Annotated in this window: 14 protein-coding genes; 5 read left to right on the top strand and 9 right to left on the bottom strand. The window is 61.0% G+C overall.

Annotated features, from left to right (window positions below):
* Nucleotides 1-11 precede the first annotated feature (11 nt).
* The 9 genes from BSK43_RS31285 to BSK43_RS31245 all read right to left on the bottom strand — a co-directional run bounded on the left by BSK43_RS31285 (nt 12) and on the right by BSK43_RS31245 (nt 11,334).
* Nucleotides 12-2,072 carry a hybrid sensor histidine kinase/response regulator gene (locus tag BSK43_RS31285; protein WP_077467386.1) on the bottom strand — a complete coding sequence of 687 codons (2,061 nt, stop codon included), beginning with the start codon at nt 2,070-2,072 and terminating at the stop codon, nt 12-14.
* Nucleotides 2,056-3,564, bottom strand: a complete 1,509-nt coding sequence (locus BSK43_RS31280; protein ID WP_077467385.1) for an ATPase domain-containing protein — start codon at nt 3,562-3,564, stop codon at nt 2,056-2,058. The genes BSK43_RS31285 and BSK43_RS31280 overlap by 17 nt, the downstream gene beginning before the upstream one ends.
* Before the next feature lie 219 nt (nt 3,565-3,783).
* Nucleotides 3,784-3,945 (bottom strand): DUF1328 family protein, encoded by a 162-nt coding sequence (locus tag BSK43_RS31275; RefSeq protein ID WP_068399696.1) that lies wholly within the window; start codon nt 3,943-3,945, stop codon nt 3,784-3,786.
* Nucleotides 3,946-4,193: 248 nt separating this feature from the next.
* Nucleotides 4,194-4,772 (bottom strand): TetR/AcrR family transcriptional regulator, encoded by a 579-nt coding sequence (locus BSK43_RS31270; protein ID WP_077467384.1) that lies wholly within the window; start codon nt 4,770-4,772, stop codon nt 4,194-4,196.
* Between the two features lie 227 nt (nt 4,773-4,999).
* Nucleotides 5,000-6,082: an LLM class flavin-dependent oxidoreductase gene (locus BSK43_RS31265; protein ID WP_077467383.1), complete on the bottom strand. Its 1,083-nt coding sequence runs from the start codon at nt 6,080-6,082 to the stop codon at nt 5,000-5,002.
* Nucleotides 6,079-7,809 (bottom strand): ABC transporter ATP-binding protein, encoded by a 1,731-nt coding sequence (locus tag BSK43_RS31260; protein ID WP_077467382.1) that lies wholly within the window; start codon nt 7,807-7,809, stop codon nt 6,079-6,081. Before BSK43_RS31260 ends, BSK43_RS31265 begins: the two co-directional genes overlap by 4 nt.
* Complete coding sequence (locus BSK43_RS31255) at nt 7,788-8,636, bottom strand: ABC transporter permease (protein WP_077467381.1); 849 nt, start codon at nt 8,634-8,636, stop codon at nt 7,788-7,790. The genes BSK43_RS31260 and BSK43_RS31255 overlap by 22 nt, the downstream gene beginning before the upstream one ends.
* A complete protein-coding gene (locus tag BSK43_RS31250) occupies nt 8,633-9,643 on the bottom strand; it encodes an ABC transporter permease (RefSeq protein WP_077467380.1) in 1,011 nt (336 codons plus the stop codon). The genes BSK43_RS31255 and BSK43_RS31250 overlap by 4 nt, the downstream gene beginning before the upstream one ends.
* A gap of 38 nt (nt 9,644-9,681) precedes the next feature.
* On the bottom strand, nt 9,682-11,334 hold the full coding sequence (locus BSK43_RS31245; protein ID WP_077467682.1) for an ABC transporter substrate-binding protein: 1,653 nt from the start codon (nt 11,332-11,334) through the stop codon (nt 9,682-9,684).
* A 421-nt stretch (nt 11,335-11,755) separates the two neighbouring features.
* Between BSK43_RS31245 and BSK43_RS31235 the strand changes: the two genes are divergently transcribed.
* The 5 genes from BSK43_RS31235 (at nt 11,756) to BSK43_RS31215 (ending at nt 18,028) form a co-directional block, all read left to right on the top strand.
* Nucleotides 11,756-13,120, top strand: coding sequence for an LLM class flavin-dependent oxidoreductase (locus BSK43_RS31235; RefSeq protein WP_077467379.1), 1,365 nt, complete (start codon nt 11,756-11,758; stop codon nt 13,118-13,120).
* 209 nt (nt 13,121-13,329) lie between these two features.
* A complete protein-coding gene (locus tag BSK43_RS31230; protein ID WP_136687385.1) occupies nt 13,330-14,544 on the top strand; it encodes an ROK family transcriptional regulator in 1,215 nt (404 codons plus the stop codon).
* Complete coding sequence (locus BSK43_RS31225; protein ID WP_077467378.1) at nt 14,541-15,797, top strand: M20/M25/M40 family metallo-hydrolase; 1,257 nt, start codon at nt 14,541-14,543, stop codon at nt 15,795-15,797. The genes BSK43_RS31230 and BSK43_RS31225 overlap by 4 nt, the downstream gene beginning before the upstream one ends.
* Nucleotides 15,798-15,834: 37 nt before the next feature.
* Nucleotides 15,835-16,899, top strand: a complete 1,065-nt coding sequence (locus BSK43_RS31220) for a substrate-binding domain-containing protein (RefSeq protein ID WP_077467377.1) — start codon at nt 15,835-15,837, stop codon at nt 16,897-16,899.
* Between the two features lie 64 nt (nt 16,900-16,963).
* The gene (locus BSK43_RS31215; RefSeq protein WP_136687383.1) at nt 16,964-18,028 is read left to right on the top strand and encodes a substrate-binding domain-containing protein; all 1,065 of its coding nucleotides are present in this window, start codon (nt 16,964-16,966) and stop codon (nt 18,026-18,028) included.
* The last annotated feature ends 53 nt before the right edge of the window (nt 18,029-18,081 follow it).

Here is an 18,081-nt window from a genome sequence, read left to right as displayed (position 1 = left end):
AGCGATATTTCTCAACGATCCGGGGATATAAGCTTGCCGATTTCGGCAGCCAACTGCGTTTGCGTATACGGCTTTCCGAGCCTTGCGACATCGAGATCCGCACCGGCCGGCAATTCGGCATATCCGGAGGCAATGAGGATTGGTAGGTCGGGAGCGATATTACGAGCTGCTTTGGCCAATTCCGCACCGGTCATGCCGGGCATGGAATAATCGGTGATCATCAGGTCGAAGCCGCCGCCGCTATTCAAATATTCGAGCGCCTCCTTGCCCGAATGCGCCTCAGTCACCTCATGACCGAGATCGCTGAGCATGTCGGCGGAGCTCATCGCGATCAGGACATCATCGTCGACGAGCAGGATCTTCTTTGGTCCCGCGGCCTCTTCGGGGCTCACCGGCGTCACCTCGACAACGACGTCTCGGGAGCTCGCAGATGTCGAGACCGGTATCCAGAGCTCAGCCGTCGTCCCCTTGCCGATGCTGCTGGCCAGTCTGAGATCGCCTTTCAACTGCAGGGCAAGCCCATGGATCATGGAAAGGCCTAGCCCCGTTCCCTTTCCGAGTTCTTTCGTAGAGAAGAACGGCTCAATGGCCTTTTGCAGCGTTTCTTCGTTCATCCCATGCCCCTCATCGACCACCGACAGAACGAGATAGTTCCCGGCCGCCAACGTCTCTGTGCTCGAAGCCTGTTCTTCCGCTCTCAGTTTTATCCAGATGGTGCCGCCATCGGGCATGGCATCCCGGGCGTTGACTGCGAGATTGAGCAGCGCCAACTCCACCTGATTGCTGTCCGCGGACACGAAAGGGAGGGCGGCGGGAATCGACGATTCAATTCGAATGGCCGCGCCGACGGATCGCTTCAGGAGGTCTTCCATTCCAACGACAAGCCCGCCCAGATCGACCGGACCGATGCGAAGGTCCTGTCGGCGTGCAAAAGCCAGCAGTCGCTGAGTGAGAGAGGCGCCTCGCGTGGCGCCTTGCAACGCCCCATCGATGAGGCGGCCTGCTTTGACGTCGTCTCCGACATGTTTGCGGAGCAGCTCAAGATTGCCGAGCACTGCCATCAGCAGATTGTTGAAGTCGTGGGCGACCCCGCCGGTCAGCTGACCGATCGCCTCCATCTTCTGTGCGTGACGAAGCTGTTCCTCCGCGCGCTCACGCTGGCTGACCTCCGCCATGACGACCGCGTGCGCCTGCTCGAGCTCGAGCGTGCGCTCCGCCACTCTTTCCTCCAATATTTCATTGAGCTGCCGCTGATGTTCCTCGGCCTTCAGCCGTGCGGTAATATCGGCCGACACACCGACCAGCTTGATCGCCTTGCCAGATCGATCTCGATGAAGCTGGGCATGGATTTCTGCCCAATGGACGGAACCGTCGCTCCAGATCGTCCTGTATTCGATCGAGTAGTCAGCACCTGTGTTGACCGTGGTGGCTACCGCATTCTGCATGCGGTCAAGATCTTCCGGGTGAACGGTATCCAGCAGGTCACGATAGGTGAAGCCAAGGTCGGGGTCGCGTCCAAAAATCCGCTTGCAGGTTGCCGAGGTGATCAAGTCATTGGTCGCAAGGTCGAGTTCCCAGGCGCCTAGCCGCCCGGCCTCGATTGCGGTTTGCAGCCGCCGCTCGCCTTCATCCAGGGCCTCGATGCGCAATCGCGCTTCGTATTGGCGCCGTCGTCCCCGCAACGCCGATCGGGCGACGCTGACGAAGGTCGTTACATGGAACGGACGTTCGATGAAGCTGACATTGCCGAGGATTTCCGAAAGCCTGGCCGCGGCGGGATTGCGCTCGGGGCCGCCGCCGCGGTTCGTCATGATGATGAACGGCAGGTCGGACCAGCTCGGCTGGGCCTCGATCCAGGCGGACATTGCGCGCAGGTCGGCTGAGCGCAACGTCTCTTCTGTGATGATTGCAAATGCGACATCGTCGCTCAGACTGGCGACAAAGGAGGTGAGATCCGGCGCCACTTTCGAATTGACGCCTGCCTCCTGCAGCAACGAGGCTGCAATCTGTGCATCGCGTCCGAGAGGAGCGTGGATAAGGCCGATGGTATCTCTATTAGGAATGATCGCCATCCTCGTCTGAATTCGAAAGCAGCGGGTGCCTTTCGTTCATGAAAGTCGGTACGCCCCGCAGGACGCCTTGAAAGCCGGAAAGAGGTTCGCCCAGGGTCAAGCCGGTGTGCGTAATTCGAAATTCCCGAATGGTGTCTTCATGTTTGCCTGTGCGCTTTTTGATGACGGACACTGCCCGCCGGACCTTCCCGAGCGCTTCGAAATAGCGAAGCAGGATAACGGTATCGGCGAGATAAGTCACATCGACGGGAGATTTCATATCTCCGACGAGCCCGTGCTGGGCAACTGTGAGGAAAGTGTTGGCGCCCTGCCGGTTGAGATACTGCAGCAGCTCATGCATGTGCAGAATGAGCGCGTTTTCCTCCGGCATCGACGCCTGGTAACCGTTGACGCTATCGATGACGACCGCCTTTGCGTCATAGCTCGCGACGCGGTCTCTGACGCGCTGGGCAAATTCACCGGGTGACAGCTCGGCCGCATCCAATTGCTCGATGTGGATCAGACCTTCATCGCGCATGCTCTCCAGATCGAAGCCCATTGCCTTGGTCCGCGAGAAAAGCAGGCCTAGTTCCTCGTCAAAGACGAAAATGGCCGCCTTTTCCCCGCGCTTGATGGCCGCATCGACGAACTGCAGTGCAAACAGGCTCTTGCCCGTTCCTGCCGGGCCGATCAGGAGCGTGCTCGAACCTCGCTCGATGCCGCCACCCAGAAGATCGTCAAGCTCCGGGATGCCGCTCTTAAGCGTGGTGCGCTCAAACCCCGTCTTATGTTCTATCGCACGCAGACGGGGGAATACTGCGACGCCGCCCGTCTTGATGATGAAATCATGATAGCCGCCGCGGAATGATTGCCCGCGATATTTGATGACCCGCAGCCGCCGACGCTCCGATCCGTAATCGGGGGCGAGCTGCTCCAGATGGATGACGGCATGAACGACGCTATGAACGGTCTTGTCGAGGATATCGGACGTCATGTCGTCGAGAAGCAGGACGGTAGCGTCGGACCTCGAGAAGAAATGCTTGAGTGCGAGGATCTGGCGGCGATACCGCAGCGAACTCTGCGCCAGTATTCTGATTTCCGAGAGGCTGTCGATGACCACTCTTTGCGGCTTCATGCGCTCGAATGTCTCGAAAATGAGCTTGGTCGTCTCGCCCAGTTCGAGGTCGGACGAATATAGAAGGCTTTGCTGCTGATCCGCGTCGAGAAGGCTTTCGGGCGGGACAAGCTCGAAGATCCGGATCTGATTGCCGATTTCCATGCCATGGGAACGGGCGCTGTCGCGCAACTCGTCTTCTGTCTCAGAAAGGCTGATATAGAGACAGCGTTCGCCCTTGACGGCCCCCTCCAGAAGGAACTGCAGGGCAATCGTGGTTTTGCCGGTACCCGGCGAGCCTTCCAAGAGAAATACGTGACGGCGTGTCAATCCACCGGAAAGCACATCGTCGAGACCCGCAACGCCGGTCAATGCCTTTTCATGTAACTCTTCAACCATTTTTTCTCCTAATCTCTCCAGGACGCAGAGCTTAGATTGCGAGAGCAGATACCGGCCTCCGGCAGCTGCTCGAATGCTTGTTCTATCTTCAGCAAGCCTGAGGATCGCCCGATGATGATGAAGAGGCGATCTTCGCTGGATATCTCGCTGTAGCGTGAGGGTTGGTGCAACGATCAGCTGGCACCATCAGCCCATGTTTCATTGTGCGACGGCTATCGTTCAGCGTCGGATTACGCGCATGAGAAGCGACGCGACGAATAATATGAGAAAAAGAAAGAATAGGACGTGGGCAATGGATGCCGACGCGCCTGCAAGACCACCGAAGCCGAGAGCACCTGCAATCAAAGCAACGACAAGAAATAGCAGTGCATAGTAAAGCATCTTATCCTCCATCTGTGGTCAGACAGAGAACGAGAACAGCCCTTGCTTTGTTCCATCCCGGTGATGCAAGCACAAACCGTAAGAGGAAACGGCCTCAAGATCCTCGGTCATTACAATGCACGGCAAATGCGCGAAAAACTCAGAGGTCGGCGTCAAACACTGCTGCGGCAGTGGCTGATATTTACGTCGCGGTGGGACGGCATGCGGATGAGGGGCCGTCGAATTTCTAACCCGTTAGCGCTGTGATCTCATTGCCTGTTGCGGCCGTCCAGGGCCGCCTTTGCCCCATCGAAAACCGTAAGGGCGCATTGGCCGGCAACGAGTACGGCTGCCGGATCGCGATCGACGGCAACGGTGGCAAGTGCACCTTCGTAGAGAAGAGCAAGATGTCTCGCCGGCTGGCTGTCGGTAATGCCGGCTTCGGCCAGAATAGTCGCGAAAATGGCGCGGACGGCGCGTTTGTGTTCTCGCGCGACGTCTACGATGCGAGCGGAATCGCCATGCTCGGCAACCGCCAGTGCGAAGGCACAACCCCTGAATTCGTGGCTGTCGGCTTTCTTGAAGAGCTCCTCGAAAATGATCTCAATCTGCTCGCGCTGCGTTGCCGTTCGCCGCCTTACGTCCTCCAATGCGTTGATGACACGCTCGTGGCGTTGGCTCAGATAGGCTGCGACCAGATAATCCTTGGAAGGAAAATGGCGATAGAGCGTCGCCTTGGCGATGCTGGCTTCCTCGATGATCCTTTCGATGCCCACCGCGCGGATGCCCTCGCGATAGAACAACACGCCGGCGACCTCGAGGATTTGTTCGGATATGGACTGTCTCATGGGTATTCGTAGCGCCTATGCTCGGTTCGACCTAAGGGGAGCGGGAAACAGATATAAGGTTGTGGCGGGATTTGCATCCCCATCGGCAAGATCAAGTCCCTGAGCTTGCCTGCGCATCAGATCCGTACCCGCTGGCCGCTTCGATCCCGGCTGTTTGATCGTTTTGCCTTGCTCCCTCGATAGCACCCTCACCGAAAGCTGCGACAAGCCTGGCCCTGCTATGCCAGTCACCAGGTGGGCGACCAGCCGAGGTCTGGGGCTACGGTCTCCGCAAGATCGGCCAGCAACCGCACATTCTCGGCGAGACCGAAGGCAGGCGGCAGGAAGAGCACGATCTCGTCTGCTGCGGCAAGGCCGGGATCGTTGAAGACGGCCGCGAGCACCTCGTCGGGCGTGCCGTGAAAGACCGGTGAAATCTGAGCGCCAACGGGCTGGCTGGCTGGCGCGAGCGCGCCCTTGGGGCGGGACGCGGCTATCCCCTGGGTGCGGCGCTCGAGATCGTAGGCGGCGTATTTCTCCCGGAGTTCACTAGTGGTGCCGACTAGAACGGAGGCGGCGACAGCCACCGGTGGCGGCTCGGTTCTCCAAGTCTTGCGCCAGGTGGTGCGAAAAGCCTCGATGCAGCGGGCCTGATATTCGCCGAAGCTCTCACCTTCGGCATGGTCGTGCTGCACGGTTCCGGAGATGAGCCCGATTCCGAGTTCAGCGGCCTGCACCGCGGAGCCAAGGCTCGCCGATCCCTGCCGAATCCGGGACCGCAATGTTGGGCTGTGCGGCGTCACGCGCAGCTCGGCGCCTGCGGGAGCACCCTGGCCCGACCCGGCGACGGTGTGAAGGACCTCACCGGAAATCGCGGCAAGGAAGCGGGCCTGGCGGCGCTTGGCCTCCGTGCGGGCGTCGGTATCAACGGTGCCGAAGACGGCGTCAAATGCGGCGTTGGCACCAGTCGAGATTGCTAGTTCCAGCCGGCCGCCAATCAGCAGATCGGTCGTGCCCGCCGCCTCGGCGAGCAGGATCGGGTCCTGGTAGCGCATCGGGATGACAGCAGAGCCTAGTGTGATGTGTTGCGTGTGCTGGCCGGTTGCTGCGAAAAACGGCAGGGGCGACGACAGATAGTGGTCGAAGTGCCGCTGATAGGCCCAGCCCGACTGGTAACCGAGGCGTTCGGCGGCCTTGAACAGCTCGATCCCATCACGCAGTCCCTGCGCCGGCCCGGCATCGTCGTTGAAGGACACCCTTGTGTTGAAGCCGAGCCGCTGCTTCGGGCGGAATGGCGAGGGCTGGACGCCAGCGGACGCTGCGATGCTCATGCGATCTTTTCCTGATTGATGATCCGGCGGAGTTGCGGATGGGGCACGCGACTGATGCCGGCGACGCCGGACGGAATCGACTGCAGCAACGACACGGTGTAGGGCTGCTGTGGGTTGTCGAAGATATCCGTGACGGTCCCATGTTCGACGATGCGCCCGTGTTGCATTACCGATACGGTGTGGGCGAGTTGGCGCACAAGGGCCAGGTCGTGGGAGACGAACACATAGGTCAGGCCAAGGTTGGCTTGCAGCGAGAGTAGCACCTCGACGATATCGGCCTGAACGCTCACATCGAGCGCGGAAGTGGGCTCATCGAGAACGATCACATCAGGCTTGAGGACAAGTGACCTGGCAATTGCCACACGCTGGCGCTGGCCGCCAGACAGGGCTTGCGGCTTGCGGGCAAGCAGATGCTCGCCGAGCCCGACATCGGCAATCGCCTCGCGTACCCGTTCGGCTCGCTCATTTTGCGTTCCGATCCTGAACCGGTCGAGTGGCTCGCGCACCAATTGCTCGACTTTCCAGGTCGGGTCGAGCGAGGTGAACGGGTTCTGATAGACGAACTGAAGGTGGCGCCACACGTCGCGTAGCGACTCTTGTGAGCGGCCGGCAAGCTGTTGGCCGGCGACCGAGATATTGCCGCTGTCGGGTTGTTCGAGCCCCAGCAGCAAGCGGATCGTCGTTGTCTTGCCCGAGCCGGACTCGCCCACCAGCGCATGCGTGGTACCCGCCGGGACCGTGAACGACACGTCGTCGACAGCCTTCAGTATCCTGCCGCCCACTGTGAACGTCTTCGTGACGGCGGCGACCTCGATCTTCGGTGCCTTGTCGGCGGGGGTGTCGAGGAGGCGAAAACCGGGGTTGCGCAAAGAGGCGTAGCGGTCAGGGTTCAAGGCGGGGACGTCAGCATGCAGCTTTCTTGCATATGCCGAGGCGGGCGAAGAGAAAACGGTCTGGGTTCTGCCGGCCTCCTGGATGGTGCCGTCCTTCAGCACCACTAGCGAGTCCGCCCTTTCGGCGGCGATCGCCAGATCATGTGTGATCAGGACCAGGCTGATATCCAGATCTTGCTGCAAACGCGATAGCAGGTCGAGAATGCGTTTCTGTATGGTCACGTCGAGCGCCGAGGTTGGCTCGTCGGCGACCAGAAGCGAGGGCCTTGGAAGGACCGCAAGGCCGATCAGCACACGCTGCAACATGCCGCCGGATAGCTCGTGCGGGTAGGAATCGTATGCGCGCTGAGGGTTGTCGAGCCCGACCTGGGCGAAGGTCTCGAGGATAAGTGCCTTGCGGATGACAGCATCACGCTCGCCGATAAGCGCCGCGGCCTCCATCGCCTGGGCGCCGATGGTGCGCACCGGATTGAGCGCGTTGCCGGGATCCTGTGGGATGAACCCGATGGCCTTTCCCCGCAGAGGCCTGAAACGGCGCTCGGACAATGCCAGCACCTCGTGACCGTCGAACTCGACGCGGCCGGTGGCTCGCCCCCCATTCGGAAGCAGCCGCAGCACCGCGCGGGCGATGGTCGATTTGCCGGAGCCCGACTCTCCGATCAAGGCAAGGCTCTTGCCGCGACCCAGCTCGAACCCGACGTCGGTAACGACTTCATGGGGCCCGTAGGAGACCGACAGGCCGTCGATCCGCAGCAAGGGGTTTGCCGTCTGGGTGGAAAGCTCGATTGCTTCGGCGTGGTGAAGGGCGAGGGTCAGTCTGTCTTGCGTAGCCATCGGCTGATCCTGTTCACGGAGAGGACGGTCGCGATCGTGATGAAGGCGGGCGCATATACGAGCCACGGCCATTTGAGGTAATCCTTGCCGATCGAGATCAGCAGGCCCCAGTCGGAGGCGGGGGGTGGGTCGCCGTAGCCGAGGAAGGCTAGGCTGGCGATCACCAGGATCGAGTCGCCGAACTGCAGCACTGCAAGGGGAAGTACCGAGCGCGACGCGTTCGGCAGCACGTGGCGCCACAGAATGTGCCAGCGCGAGCCGCCCTGCAGAAATGAAGCCTCGACGAACGTTGCCTGCCGGGTTTTGATGACCTCCGAGCGCATGACGCGGGCGAAGACGGCCACTGCCGAGACGCCTGTGGCAATGGCGGCGTTCGTCGTGTCGAAGCCGATCGCGGTCACCACGATGACGGCAAGCAGGAATTTCGGGATCGCCAGCAGCACGTCCACCAATCGGGCGAATAGGATATCGACCCAACCGCCGAGGAAGCCGGCCAGCAGGCCGATAAAGCCGCCGGCGACAACGCCAATAACGACGGCGATGAGCGCGCTCCTTACGGACGAAGCCGTGCCGTAGACGACGCGCGTATAGACATCGCGGCCCAGTTGGTCGGTACCGAACCAGTGCTCGATACCGGGGCCGAGCAGTTTGCGGGCGGGGACACCGATGGCCGGGTCATGGCTGGTGAACAGGCCCGGCACAAGCGACCAGGCAATCACCAGCGCGATGATGGCGAAGGCGAGCGCAACGGTCGGCGGTATCCGAAAGGCTGCCTGCCGGCTCTTTGCCTTGGTATGCGTGGTGGAGGTGACGGAGGCGAGGGTCATGATGTCACCTCGTGGGAAATGCCCGCCGCGTTGTCGTCAGCGGTGACAGGGCGCCGGTCGGAATTGCCAAGCAGCTTCACGCGCGGGTCCAGCAACGGATAGGCAAGGTCTGCGATCAGATTGACGAGGACGAAGATCACCGCCGCCAGCGAGACGACTGCCTGCAGGACGGGCAGGTCCTGGGTGCTGACCGAACGCTGCACCAGGCTGCCGACACCGGTGCGCCCAAAGACCGCCTCCGTGATCAGCGAGCCGCCGAGCAGTTCACCGATGGTGAGTGCGATGATCGTAATGACGGGGAGGGAGGACGGCTTCAGCAGGTGCTTGGCAAAGAGGCGCATCTGCCCGAGGCCGCGACTGCGCGCGACGGCGGCATATTCCTGCCGGGACTCGTGATCGAGGTTGGCAATCAGCACCTCGGCGATTTGTGCCGAGATGGGGATGCCGAGCGCGATTGCCGCAAAGAGGGTGGCCCAGACGCTGTCGGGCTCGATGACGCGGAAAAGGCCAAGCTGAAAGCCGAAGATGTGAATCAGCACCAAGCCGATCACGAAATTGGGCACGGACAGGAACAGGGACGGAAAGCCGCGCAGCAGGCCCTGGCCAAGCCGCTTTGGCAGAAATTGGGTGCCGTAGGCGATCACCATTGCCAATAGCAGCGCCACGACAAGGCCCGTAAAGGCGAGGATCAGTGTCGAGGGCAGCACCTCTCCGATCAGGGTTGTCACGGGCCTGTTGGTTCGCATCGACAGGCCGAGGTCACCAGTCAAGAAGTTCGAGAGGGATGTCGACAACTGCACCAGAACCGGCTTGTCCAAGCCCTGAGCGGCGATGATTTCCTGGATCTCTTCCTCGGTGAAGCCGTTCTGCGGGTTACGCAGAACGTTGGTCACGGGGTCGCCCGGCAGGATGCTGACGACGACAAAGGTCAGGACATAGGCCAGCAGAATGACGACCACGGCCTGGACGAAGCGCTTTGCGGCGTAGTTTAGGTAGGCATTCTTCATGCCGCTCACATCCTTCCGTTGCTCGAACGCACTGCGGGTTAGTCGGTGATCGTGGCCGTGTAGTAGCTGGCATAGGCGACGCCGTTGTACGTCTCGCCCTTGAGCTTCGGCGACTGCACGTAGATCCGCTGAACGATCTGTGTGCGCGGGATGAAGTAGCCCTGTTCGAGGACATATTTCTGCAGCTCGTCGAGGAGCGGTGCACGGATTTCGGCGGAGCCTGCGCTGGCAATTTTGTCGCGCAGCTCGTTGATCCTCTGGTCCCTTTCATCAAGGGCAAACCAGTTCTCGCCATTGTTGGCGTTGGTGAGGATGCCGGCGACGGTACCGGCGTCGATGAAGCTGCGTGTCACCTCATAGGCCGCTACAGCGGGGCCGCCGAACGCGACCTTTTGGCCAAATGTCACGACGTCATAGGCCCGGATGTCGACCTTCCAACCGATCTTGCCGAGTTGCTGGGCGATGAGCTCATCGATCGACTTGGAGGTTGCGAGATAGGGGTTGGAGTAGATTGTCAGCGACAGCTGCTTGCCATCCTTTGCACGGATGCCGCCGGAACCCTTGATCCAGCCGGCCTCATCCAGGAGTTTCTCGGCCTTATCCGGGTTATAGGCCAAGAGATCGCTGTGGTCGGTCGCGCCGGGCACGTTGCTCTGGATGAAGGATGTCGCCAGCTTCCAGTCGGGCGTATAAACGGTGTCGATGATTTCCTGACGGTTGATGCCGGCCTGCAGGGCCTGGCGCACCTTTACGTCATCATAGGGCGTGAGCTTGGTGTTGACCGCCCAGCCATTGACGAAGCCGAGATAGCGCGGTGTCGCGATGGTGAAGCCGTCGGCCTTGAGAGACTGCAGTTCCTGCGGCGAAGCATTGTAGGCAACGTCGGCCTGGCCGGACTGAACAGAGGCGACGCGCAGCGACGGTTCGGATACCAGCTTGTAGGTGATTGAATCGAGATAGGCCGGGCCGGTATGACCGACTGCCGGTGGCCCCCAGTTGTAGTCCTTGCGCTTCACCAGCTTGACGAAATCGCCTTCCTTCCAGGAACTGACCAGATAAGGGCCGCTGCCGGAGGTCTTGCTGAGGTCAGCCTGCTGAGGTGCGGGCTGGGCAATCGTCTTCGGAGAAATCAGGATCGAGCCGTGATAGCCGAGTGTCGGGATGAAGCCGAGCGTCGGCTTCTTGAAGACGGCTTTTACCGTGCTTGCGTCGACCGCCTCGGCGCGGTCGTAGGTCTTCGGGAAGAGCCCGATCGGGTTGATGCCTTCCTTCTTGCGGCCGCCGTACCAGATATCGAGATTGGCGACGACGGCGGCTGCATCGAGCGGGGTGCCGTCGGAGAAGGTCACGCCGCTCTTCAGGTGGAGCGTGAATTCGGTGGCGCTGTCGTTTTGCTCCCATCGCTCTGCAATCCAGGGGCTGACCTTGCCGTCTGCATCGACGTAAACAAGCTTATCGGTGACGTGGCCCCAGATGTGGCCTTGAAAGCTGGAGATCGCGCTGTTGTTCGGGATCCAGGTGTCACCCAGCGAATCGATGAGGAAGGTGATGTCACCGCCGTTGCGCGGGCTGTCGGCACTCAGAGCCGGGCCAAGCCCTGCCGCCGTCACGAGAGCGCCGGTTGCGAGTGCGGAGGTGGCAATCAGAAGGTGGCGCCGGCTAAGGGAAAGTGAAGAAAATGGTTTGGTCATGAAACGATCCTGCATTGCTGGACGGGAAGATCATGGCCCATAGCGTAAGGAGGCGGGTTGCTGAGAGAAGGACCAGTTGTTCTTTTTCTACTAAATTTGTAGATTATTTTGGCCTCATTTTCGCGTCCGGGCGGATCAGCTTTTCCGGGCTCGGCACAAACTTCTGATGTTAAAGCGCTTTTGGTAACGGGTAGCAGCCTTATTCCGCCGACCAAGGCGAGCCTGCTTGCCGCCAGCGAGCCGTTCGAACTGTCGGGAGCTTTCCCGGCGCTCGCGGGCGACAGTTTCGATCGCTATTGGCGCAATGCACGTACACATACGCTTCACCACGCGGTAGGCTGGAAATATCAGGCTGCCGGCAGTTACTATCTCAACGGCAAGCGGTCGCCGCGCCATCTAGACCGGAATGACGGACACCATCATGACCAAGAAGAAACAGATCCTGCTCAACGCCTTCAACATGAACTGCGTGGGCCATATCAATCACGGACTATGGGCACATCCAAGAGATCAGTCCGATCGCTACAAGACCCTCAACTACTGGACCTCGCTTGCCACCACTTTGGAGCGCGGCCTGTTCGACGGCATATTCCTCGCTGACATTCTCGGCGTCTACGACGTCTATCAGAACTCGGTCGATCTGACGTTGCGCGAGTCCATTCAGTTGCCGGTCAACGATCCCTTGATGCTGGTGTCCGCCATGGCGGCTGTAACCCAGCATCTCGGTTTCGGCGTTACCGTCAACGCCAGCGCCGATGCGCCCTATATCTTTGCCAGACGCATGTCGACACTCGATCATCTGACGAACGGGCGGATCGGCTGGAATATCGTGACAGGCTATCTCGATAGCGCGGCGCGGGGGCTGGGTCTGGACACGCAGCTCGAGCATGATAGCCGCTACGATCGCGCCGATGATTATCTGAGCGTGCTCTACAAGCTCTGGGAAGGCAGCTGGGAGGACGATGCCGTCCTGACGGACAAGGACAAGCGCATCTACGCCGACCCAAGCAAGGTCCACGCGATCGATCACCAGGGACAATTCTATCGCTCGCAGGGCTATCACCTTGCCGAGCCCTCGGTGCAGCGCACGCCGGTGCTCTATCAGGCGGGAACATCCGGTCGCGGCCGCCAGTTTGCCGCCCGTCACGCCGAATGCATCTTCATTACCGCGACCGACAAGAATGCGGCGCGCGCAACGTCACGTATATTGCGCGAAGCGGTCGTTGCGGCCGGGCGAAAGCCCGATGACGTCAAGATATTTCTTGGCATGACTGTTATCGCCGATCGTTCCGTCGCTGCCGCCAAAGAAAAGCACGCGGAATACTTGCGGTATGCCAATCCGGAGGCGGGGCTTGCGCATTTCTCGGCGAGCACCGGCATCGATTTTTCGCGTTACGATCTCGACGAGACCATTACCTATGGCACGTCAAATGCCAGCCAGTCGGCCACACAAATCGCGCAGCAGCGTGGCTGGACGAAGCGGCAGCTGCTGCAGGAGCTTGCCATCGGCGGACGCTATCCTGTCGTCGTCGGCGATGCTGCAACCGTTGCCGACGAACTCGCTTCCTGGATGAACGAGGGCGAAATCGACGGTTTTAATCTCACCCGTACGGTCATGCCGGAAAGCTTCGAGGACTTCATCGACATCGTCTTGCCCGCGCTGCAGGATCGCGGTATCTATAAAACAGCCTATGCGGAAGGGGCGCTCCGGCGAAAGCTCCTCGGCGAAGGCGATCGGTTGCCGGATCGCCACGCAGGTGCTTCCTATCGCCTCCAGAGATCCTAGCGTCTCGACCCTTGCGCACTTGAGACTGCTCGGGGTTTTGCCCGCGGCTCGATCGGCGAACACGACCGTAAACCTGATTTCCTCGCTCACACAGCGGCACGTCCGGTGACGGAGAGAATTGAATCGAGGCTTTCATCGAGGGCCCACTCTTGACGGAGGCTTGCAAGTTCTATTTAGTTCGGTGAGAGAACGAATTAACTGAGGGCGCCGTGAGCGAAACCCAACGCATCTCCCGAAAATTCTCGCAGCGTGCCGTCATGGAGGCGATCGTCCAGAATGGGCCGATCTCCCGGGCATCGATTGCCAAGCAGACCAATCTGTCCAAGCAGACAATCTCCGAAATCGTCCGCCAGCTCGAACTGGATGGCTGGGTACAGGAGACTGGTCGCACCTCGGGCCATATCGGACGGACCGCGGTCACCTATGAGCTTATTCCGGACGCGGCCTATATCGCCGCCGTCGATCTTGGCGGCACGAAGGTGCGCCTGGCGATCGCCGATCTCGCCTGCCAGGTTTTTGCCGAAGAAGTGGCTCCGACCGATCGCCGGGGCGGGCAGTTTGTCGTCGACCAGATTGCCGCGCTCTGCTGGCAGGCTGCGGCCCATCAGAATATTCCCCGGGAAAAGATTCGCATGGCCGTGGTGGGTGCTCCCGGTGCGCCGGAACAGTCGACCGGCCGCATTCTTCTGGCGCCAAATATTCCGGGCATCGACAAGATGAATGTCGCGGCCGCCCTCGAGAAGGCGCTCGGCTTCGCCGTGGCACTGGAAAATGATGTCAATCTCTGCGTCATCGGCGAGAACTGGCTCGGCCAGGGACAAGGCATCGACAATCTTGCCTATATTGCCGTCGGCACCGGCATTGGCGGCGGCCTGATGGTCAACGGGCAACTGGTGCGCGGCGTCAGCAATGCTGCCGGCGAACTCGGCTTTCTGCCGTTTGGCGCGGATCCCTTCGATCCTGAATCCTCAAGGGCCGGGGCTTACGAGCGGGTCGTCGCTTCGTTCGGGATCATCGAGCGCTATCAGGAACTGGCCGGCCACGCCGCGACGGTTCCGGAGATTTTCGAGAAAGCCGCGGCTGGCGACAACAACGCCGCGACGGTGCTTGACGATACCGCCAGGCTCCTGGCGCGAGGCATTGCCGCAATTGCCGCGATCGCCAATCCGCAAAAGGTCATCCTCGGCGGCTCGATCGGCCTGCGCGAGGAGTTGATCGAGCGGGTGAGAAAGTTCCTGCCGCAGTGCTTCCCCTATCCCGTGGAGATTGAGACGAGCGTTCTCGGTGCGCGTGCCGCAATCGTCGGAGCGACCGCGATCGGGCTCAGCCATCTGCACAACGCGCTTTTTGGCGCGGATGCACCCGATGGTCGCATGTCGCTGCCGCCGGCAGAGACCGTGTCCTTCAAGGAGGCCGTACAATGATCGCCGATGGTCTCACCGAACGGCTCGCCGCGGCACTCGACAGAGACGATGCGATTGCGCTGCTGTGTGCCGCTATCGGCCGGGAGAGCATCACCGGCAATGAAGCCAATTTCGTCTCGTTGCTACAGGCCGAAATGCAGTCCCGTGGGGTCGAGAGCGTGCAGACGGCTGATTTCCTTCCAGCCCGCCCGAATATCTGGGGTGAGCGCAAGGGGGCTGGCGGCGGCAAGCGGCTGCAGTTTATCGGCCATACCGACACGGTGCATGTCGATGGCTGGCGGGAGCATTGGGCCGGCACCGAGCGCGAAGATCCGTTTCGAGCACCCGTTATCGATGGGCAGATCTGGGGGCGGGGTTCAGGTGATCTCAAGGCTGGCATCTGCGCATCGCTAGCAGCCCTTTCATTGCTCGATAAAGCTGGCATCAGGCTGAAGGGCGATCTCGCTTTCGCCTATGTCGGCGACGAGGAGAGCGGCCAGCCGGGCACGGGAGTTTCCGCCGGGGTCAAGGACTACGTTGCCCGCATTGAAGCCGGCGAAATCGCCAGGCCGGATTTCGTCGTCTATACGGAGCCGACCCAGCTTGCGGTTTATTCCGCCCAGATCGGTTTCTTCATCGCCGATATCACCATAACCGGCAAGTCCGCCTATTTCGGCGTGCCGGAACTGGGCAAAGACGCGCTGAAAGCCAGCCATGCCGTCATGTCGGCGCTGTGGAAGCATTCCGACGAAATCTCGGCGCGTGCGGAGCATCCGCTGATTGGGCGCGGCTTCCTGCTGATCACCGGGCTCACCGGCGGTGGCTTCATTGCCGTGCCCGAGGAATGCAAGCTGTCGCTGATCCGCAAGCTGCTGCCGGGCGAATCGCTCGACGATGCGGCGACGCAGATGGAAGCGGTCATTCGCGGGGCGGTCGCCGATCCCGACATCAAGGTGGACATTTCCTATCCGGCAGGCCGCGACCATAGGGTCGGCGGCTCTGCGGCGGAGATCGATCCCGATTTGCCCGCCGTGTCGATGCTTTGCGCCTCCGTGGCTGAAGCGATGTCGGGTCGCGGCGAAATCCAGGGCGCTCCATTCTGGTCGGAATCGCCGTTCTTCGTCAATCGGTTGGGTATCCCGGCTGTTTTTTGCGCGCCGGGCGATATCCGCAACTGCCACACATTCGAGGAACACGTCGAGATAGAGGAATACCTCGCTGGAATAGTCGCGTTTGCCAGCTTCATGGCGCGCTATTGCGGCGTGGCGGAATAGAGACTGCAAATCAATAAATCAAAAAGGGAACCCAACAATGCTGATGAGGAAAATGTTGAATGCAGCGCTGCTGGCCAGCGCCTTGATTGCGGCACCGCTGCTTGCGCATGCGGAGACCACCGGCCCGTCCGGCGAAACCGCCACGAAAAGTGCCGAAGTCAAACTCTCCGACGCCGATCTCGCGAAGCTCAAGGGCAAGGGCTACAAGGCGGCACTGCTCTGGCATACGTCATCGGATTTTACCAATGCGGTCTCAGCCGGTGCCAAGGATGAATTCGCCAAGGCGGGCGTCGATGTCGTGGTCACCACGGATGCCGGCTTCGATGCCGCCAAGCAGCGCAGCGACATCGAGACGGCGCTCGCGGCCAAGCCGAACGTCATCCTGGCGCTGCCGCTCGATCCGACCACCTCAGCCGAAGCGTTCAAGCAGGCGGTCAAGGACGGCACGAAGCTCGTGTTCCTGTCCAACCTGCCGACGGGCTACAAGCACGACACCGATTATGCCGCCATCGTCACCGACGACCTCTTCCAGATGGGCAAGCAAGCAGCTGACGCGCTCGCAACGGCGATCGGCAAGAAGGGCAAGGTCGGTTATATTTTCCACGACGCGACCTATTATGTGACCAACCAGCGCGACCAGGCGTTCAAGTCAACGATCGAGAGGGATTACCCCGATATCAAGATCGTCGCCGAGCAGGGGATTTCCGATCCGGCTCGCGCCGAGGAACTGGCCAACGCCATGCTGCTGCAGCATCCCGATCTCGACGGCATCTATGTGACCTGGGCCGAACCGGCCGATGGCGTGCTGGCCGCACTTCGCAGCGCCGGCAACAAGCATACCAAGGTCGTCACGCTCGACCTTTCCGAGCCTGTTGGCCTCGACATGGTGAAGGGCGGCAATGTTACGGCGATCGTCGCCGACAAGGCCTATGAACTTGGCCGGGCGATGGCGGCAACCGGAATGAAGTCGCTGATCGGCGAAAAGACCCCGCCCTTCATCGTCGCGCCCGCGCTGACCGTCACCAAGGCCAATGTCGCCGAGGGCTGGAAGGAATCGCTTAATCGCGATGCGCCGAAGTCGGTTCTAGACGCCGCGAAGTGATCGCGCATTGCCGGCGGCCAGATGCGCCGCCGGCTCCCTGGCACATTCTTTCGGAGTAAACCTGATGCGCATGTTTTCCATGCTTTCGCTCGGCCTTGCGGCTGCCTTCGTCTCGGGCCACGCCTTTGCGGCTGAAGGCCAGACCTCTGGCCCGCACGGTGAAAAGCCGACGCCCGCGGCAAGCTACACACTGACGTCTGCGGAAGAGCAGAAGATCAAGGACGGCAAGTTCTCCGCCGCGCTCGTCTGGCACGAGATGAGCGAATATACGACAGCCGTCAATGCCGGTGCTCGCGACGAGTTCAAGCGCCTGGGTATCGAGGTGATCGCCGAGACCAATGCCGGTTTCGATGCCGCACGCCAGAAGTCCGATATCGAGACCGTGCTCGCCAAGAAGCCGTCGATCATCCTGTCGCTGCCTGTCGATCCCGCCTCGGCGGCCAGTGTCTACGATCCGGCGCTCAAGGCCGGCGTCAAGCTCGGCTTCGTCGACAATTCTCCGGCTGGCTATGTGCAGGGCAAGGATTACGTGACGATCGTCTCCGACGACCTGTTCCAGATGGGGCACAAGGCCGGCATCGCGATGGCGACCGCTCTCGGAAGCAAGGGCAAGGTTGGTTACATCTTCCACGATGCCGATTTCTACGTGACCAACCAGCGCGACCAGGCCTTCAAGAAGACCATCGAGCAGGATTATCCCGGGATGAAGATCGTCGCCGAACAGGGCATGGCCGACCCGGCGCGCGCCGAGGAAATCGCCCAGGCGATGGTGACGCAGCACCCCGATCTCGACGGTATCTATGTCACCTGGGCCGAGCCTGCGCTCAGCGTGCTTTCGACGCTGCGCTCCGCCGGCAATACCCATACCAGGATCGTCGCGCTCGACCTCAACGAACCCGCGGCACTCGACATGGTCAAGGGTGGCAATGTGGCGGCGCTGGTCGCCGACGAGGCCTACAATATCGGCGTCACTGCGGCCCGCGCAACGGCTGGGTCACTTGTGGGCAAGCAGGCCGCTCCGTTCCTCGTGGTCGATTCTCTGGCCGTCACCAAGGATACCGTGAGGGAAGGCTGGCAGAAGTCGCTGCACAGGGACGTCCCGGCAAGCATCGCCAGCGCCCTGAAGTAACTGCGTGGCGGAAGGCGTCGCCGCCCGCCCATCCCTATTTGGAAGAACCGATA

The organism is Rhizobium sp. P44RR-XXIV, assembly GCF_001999485.2.
Taxonomy (GTDB): Bacteria; Pseudomonadota; Alphaproteobacteria; order Rhizobiales; family Rhizobiaceae; genus Rhizobium.
This window is presented reverse-complemented; position numbering and strand designations above follow the sequence as displayed.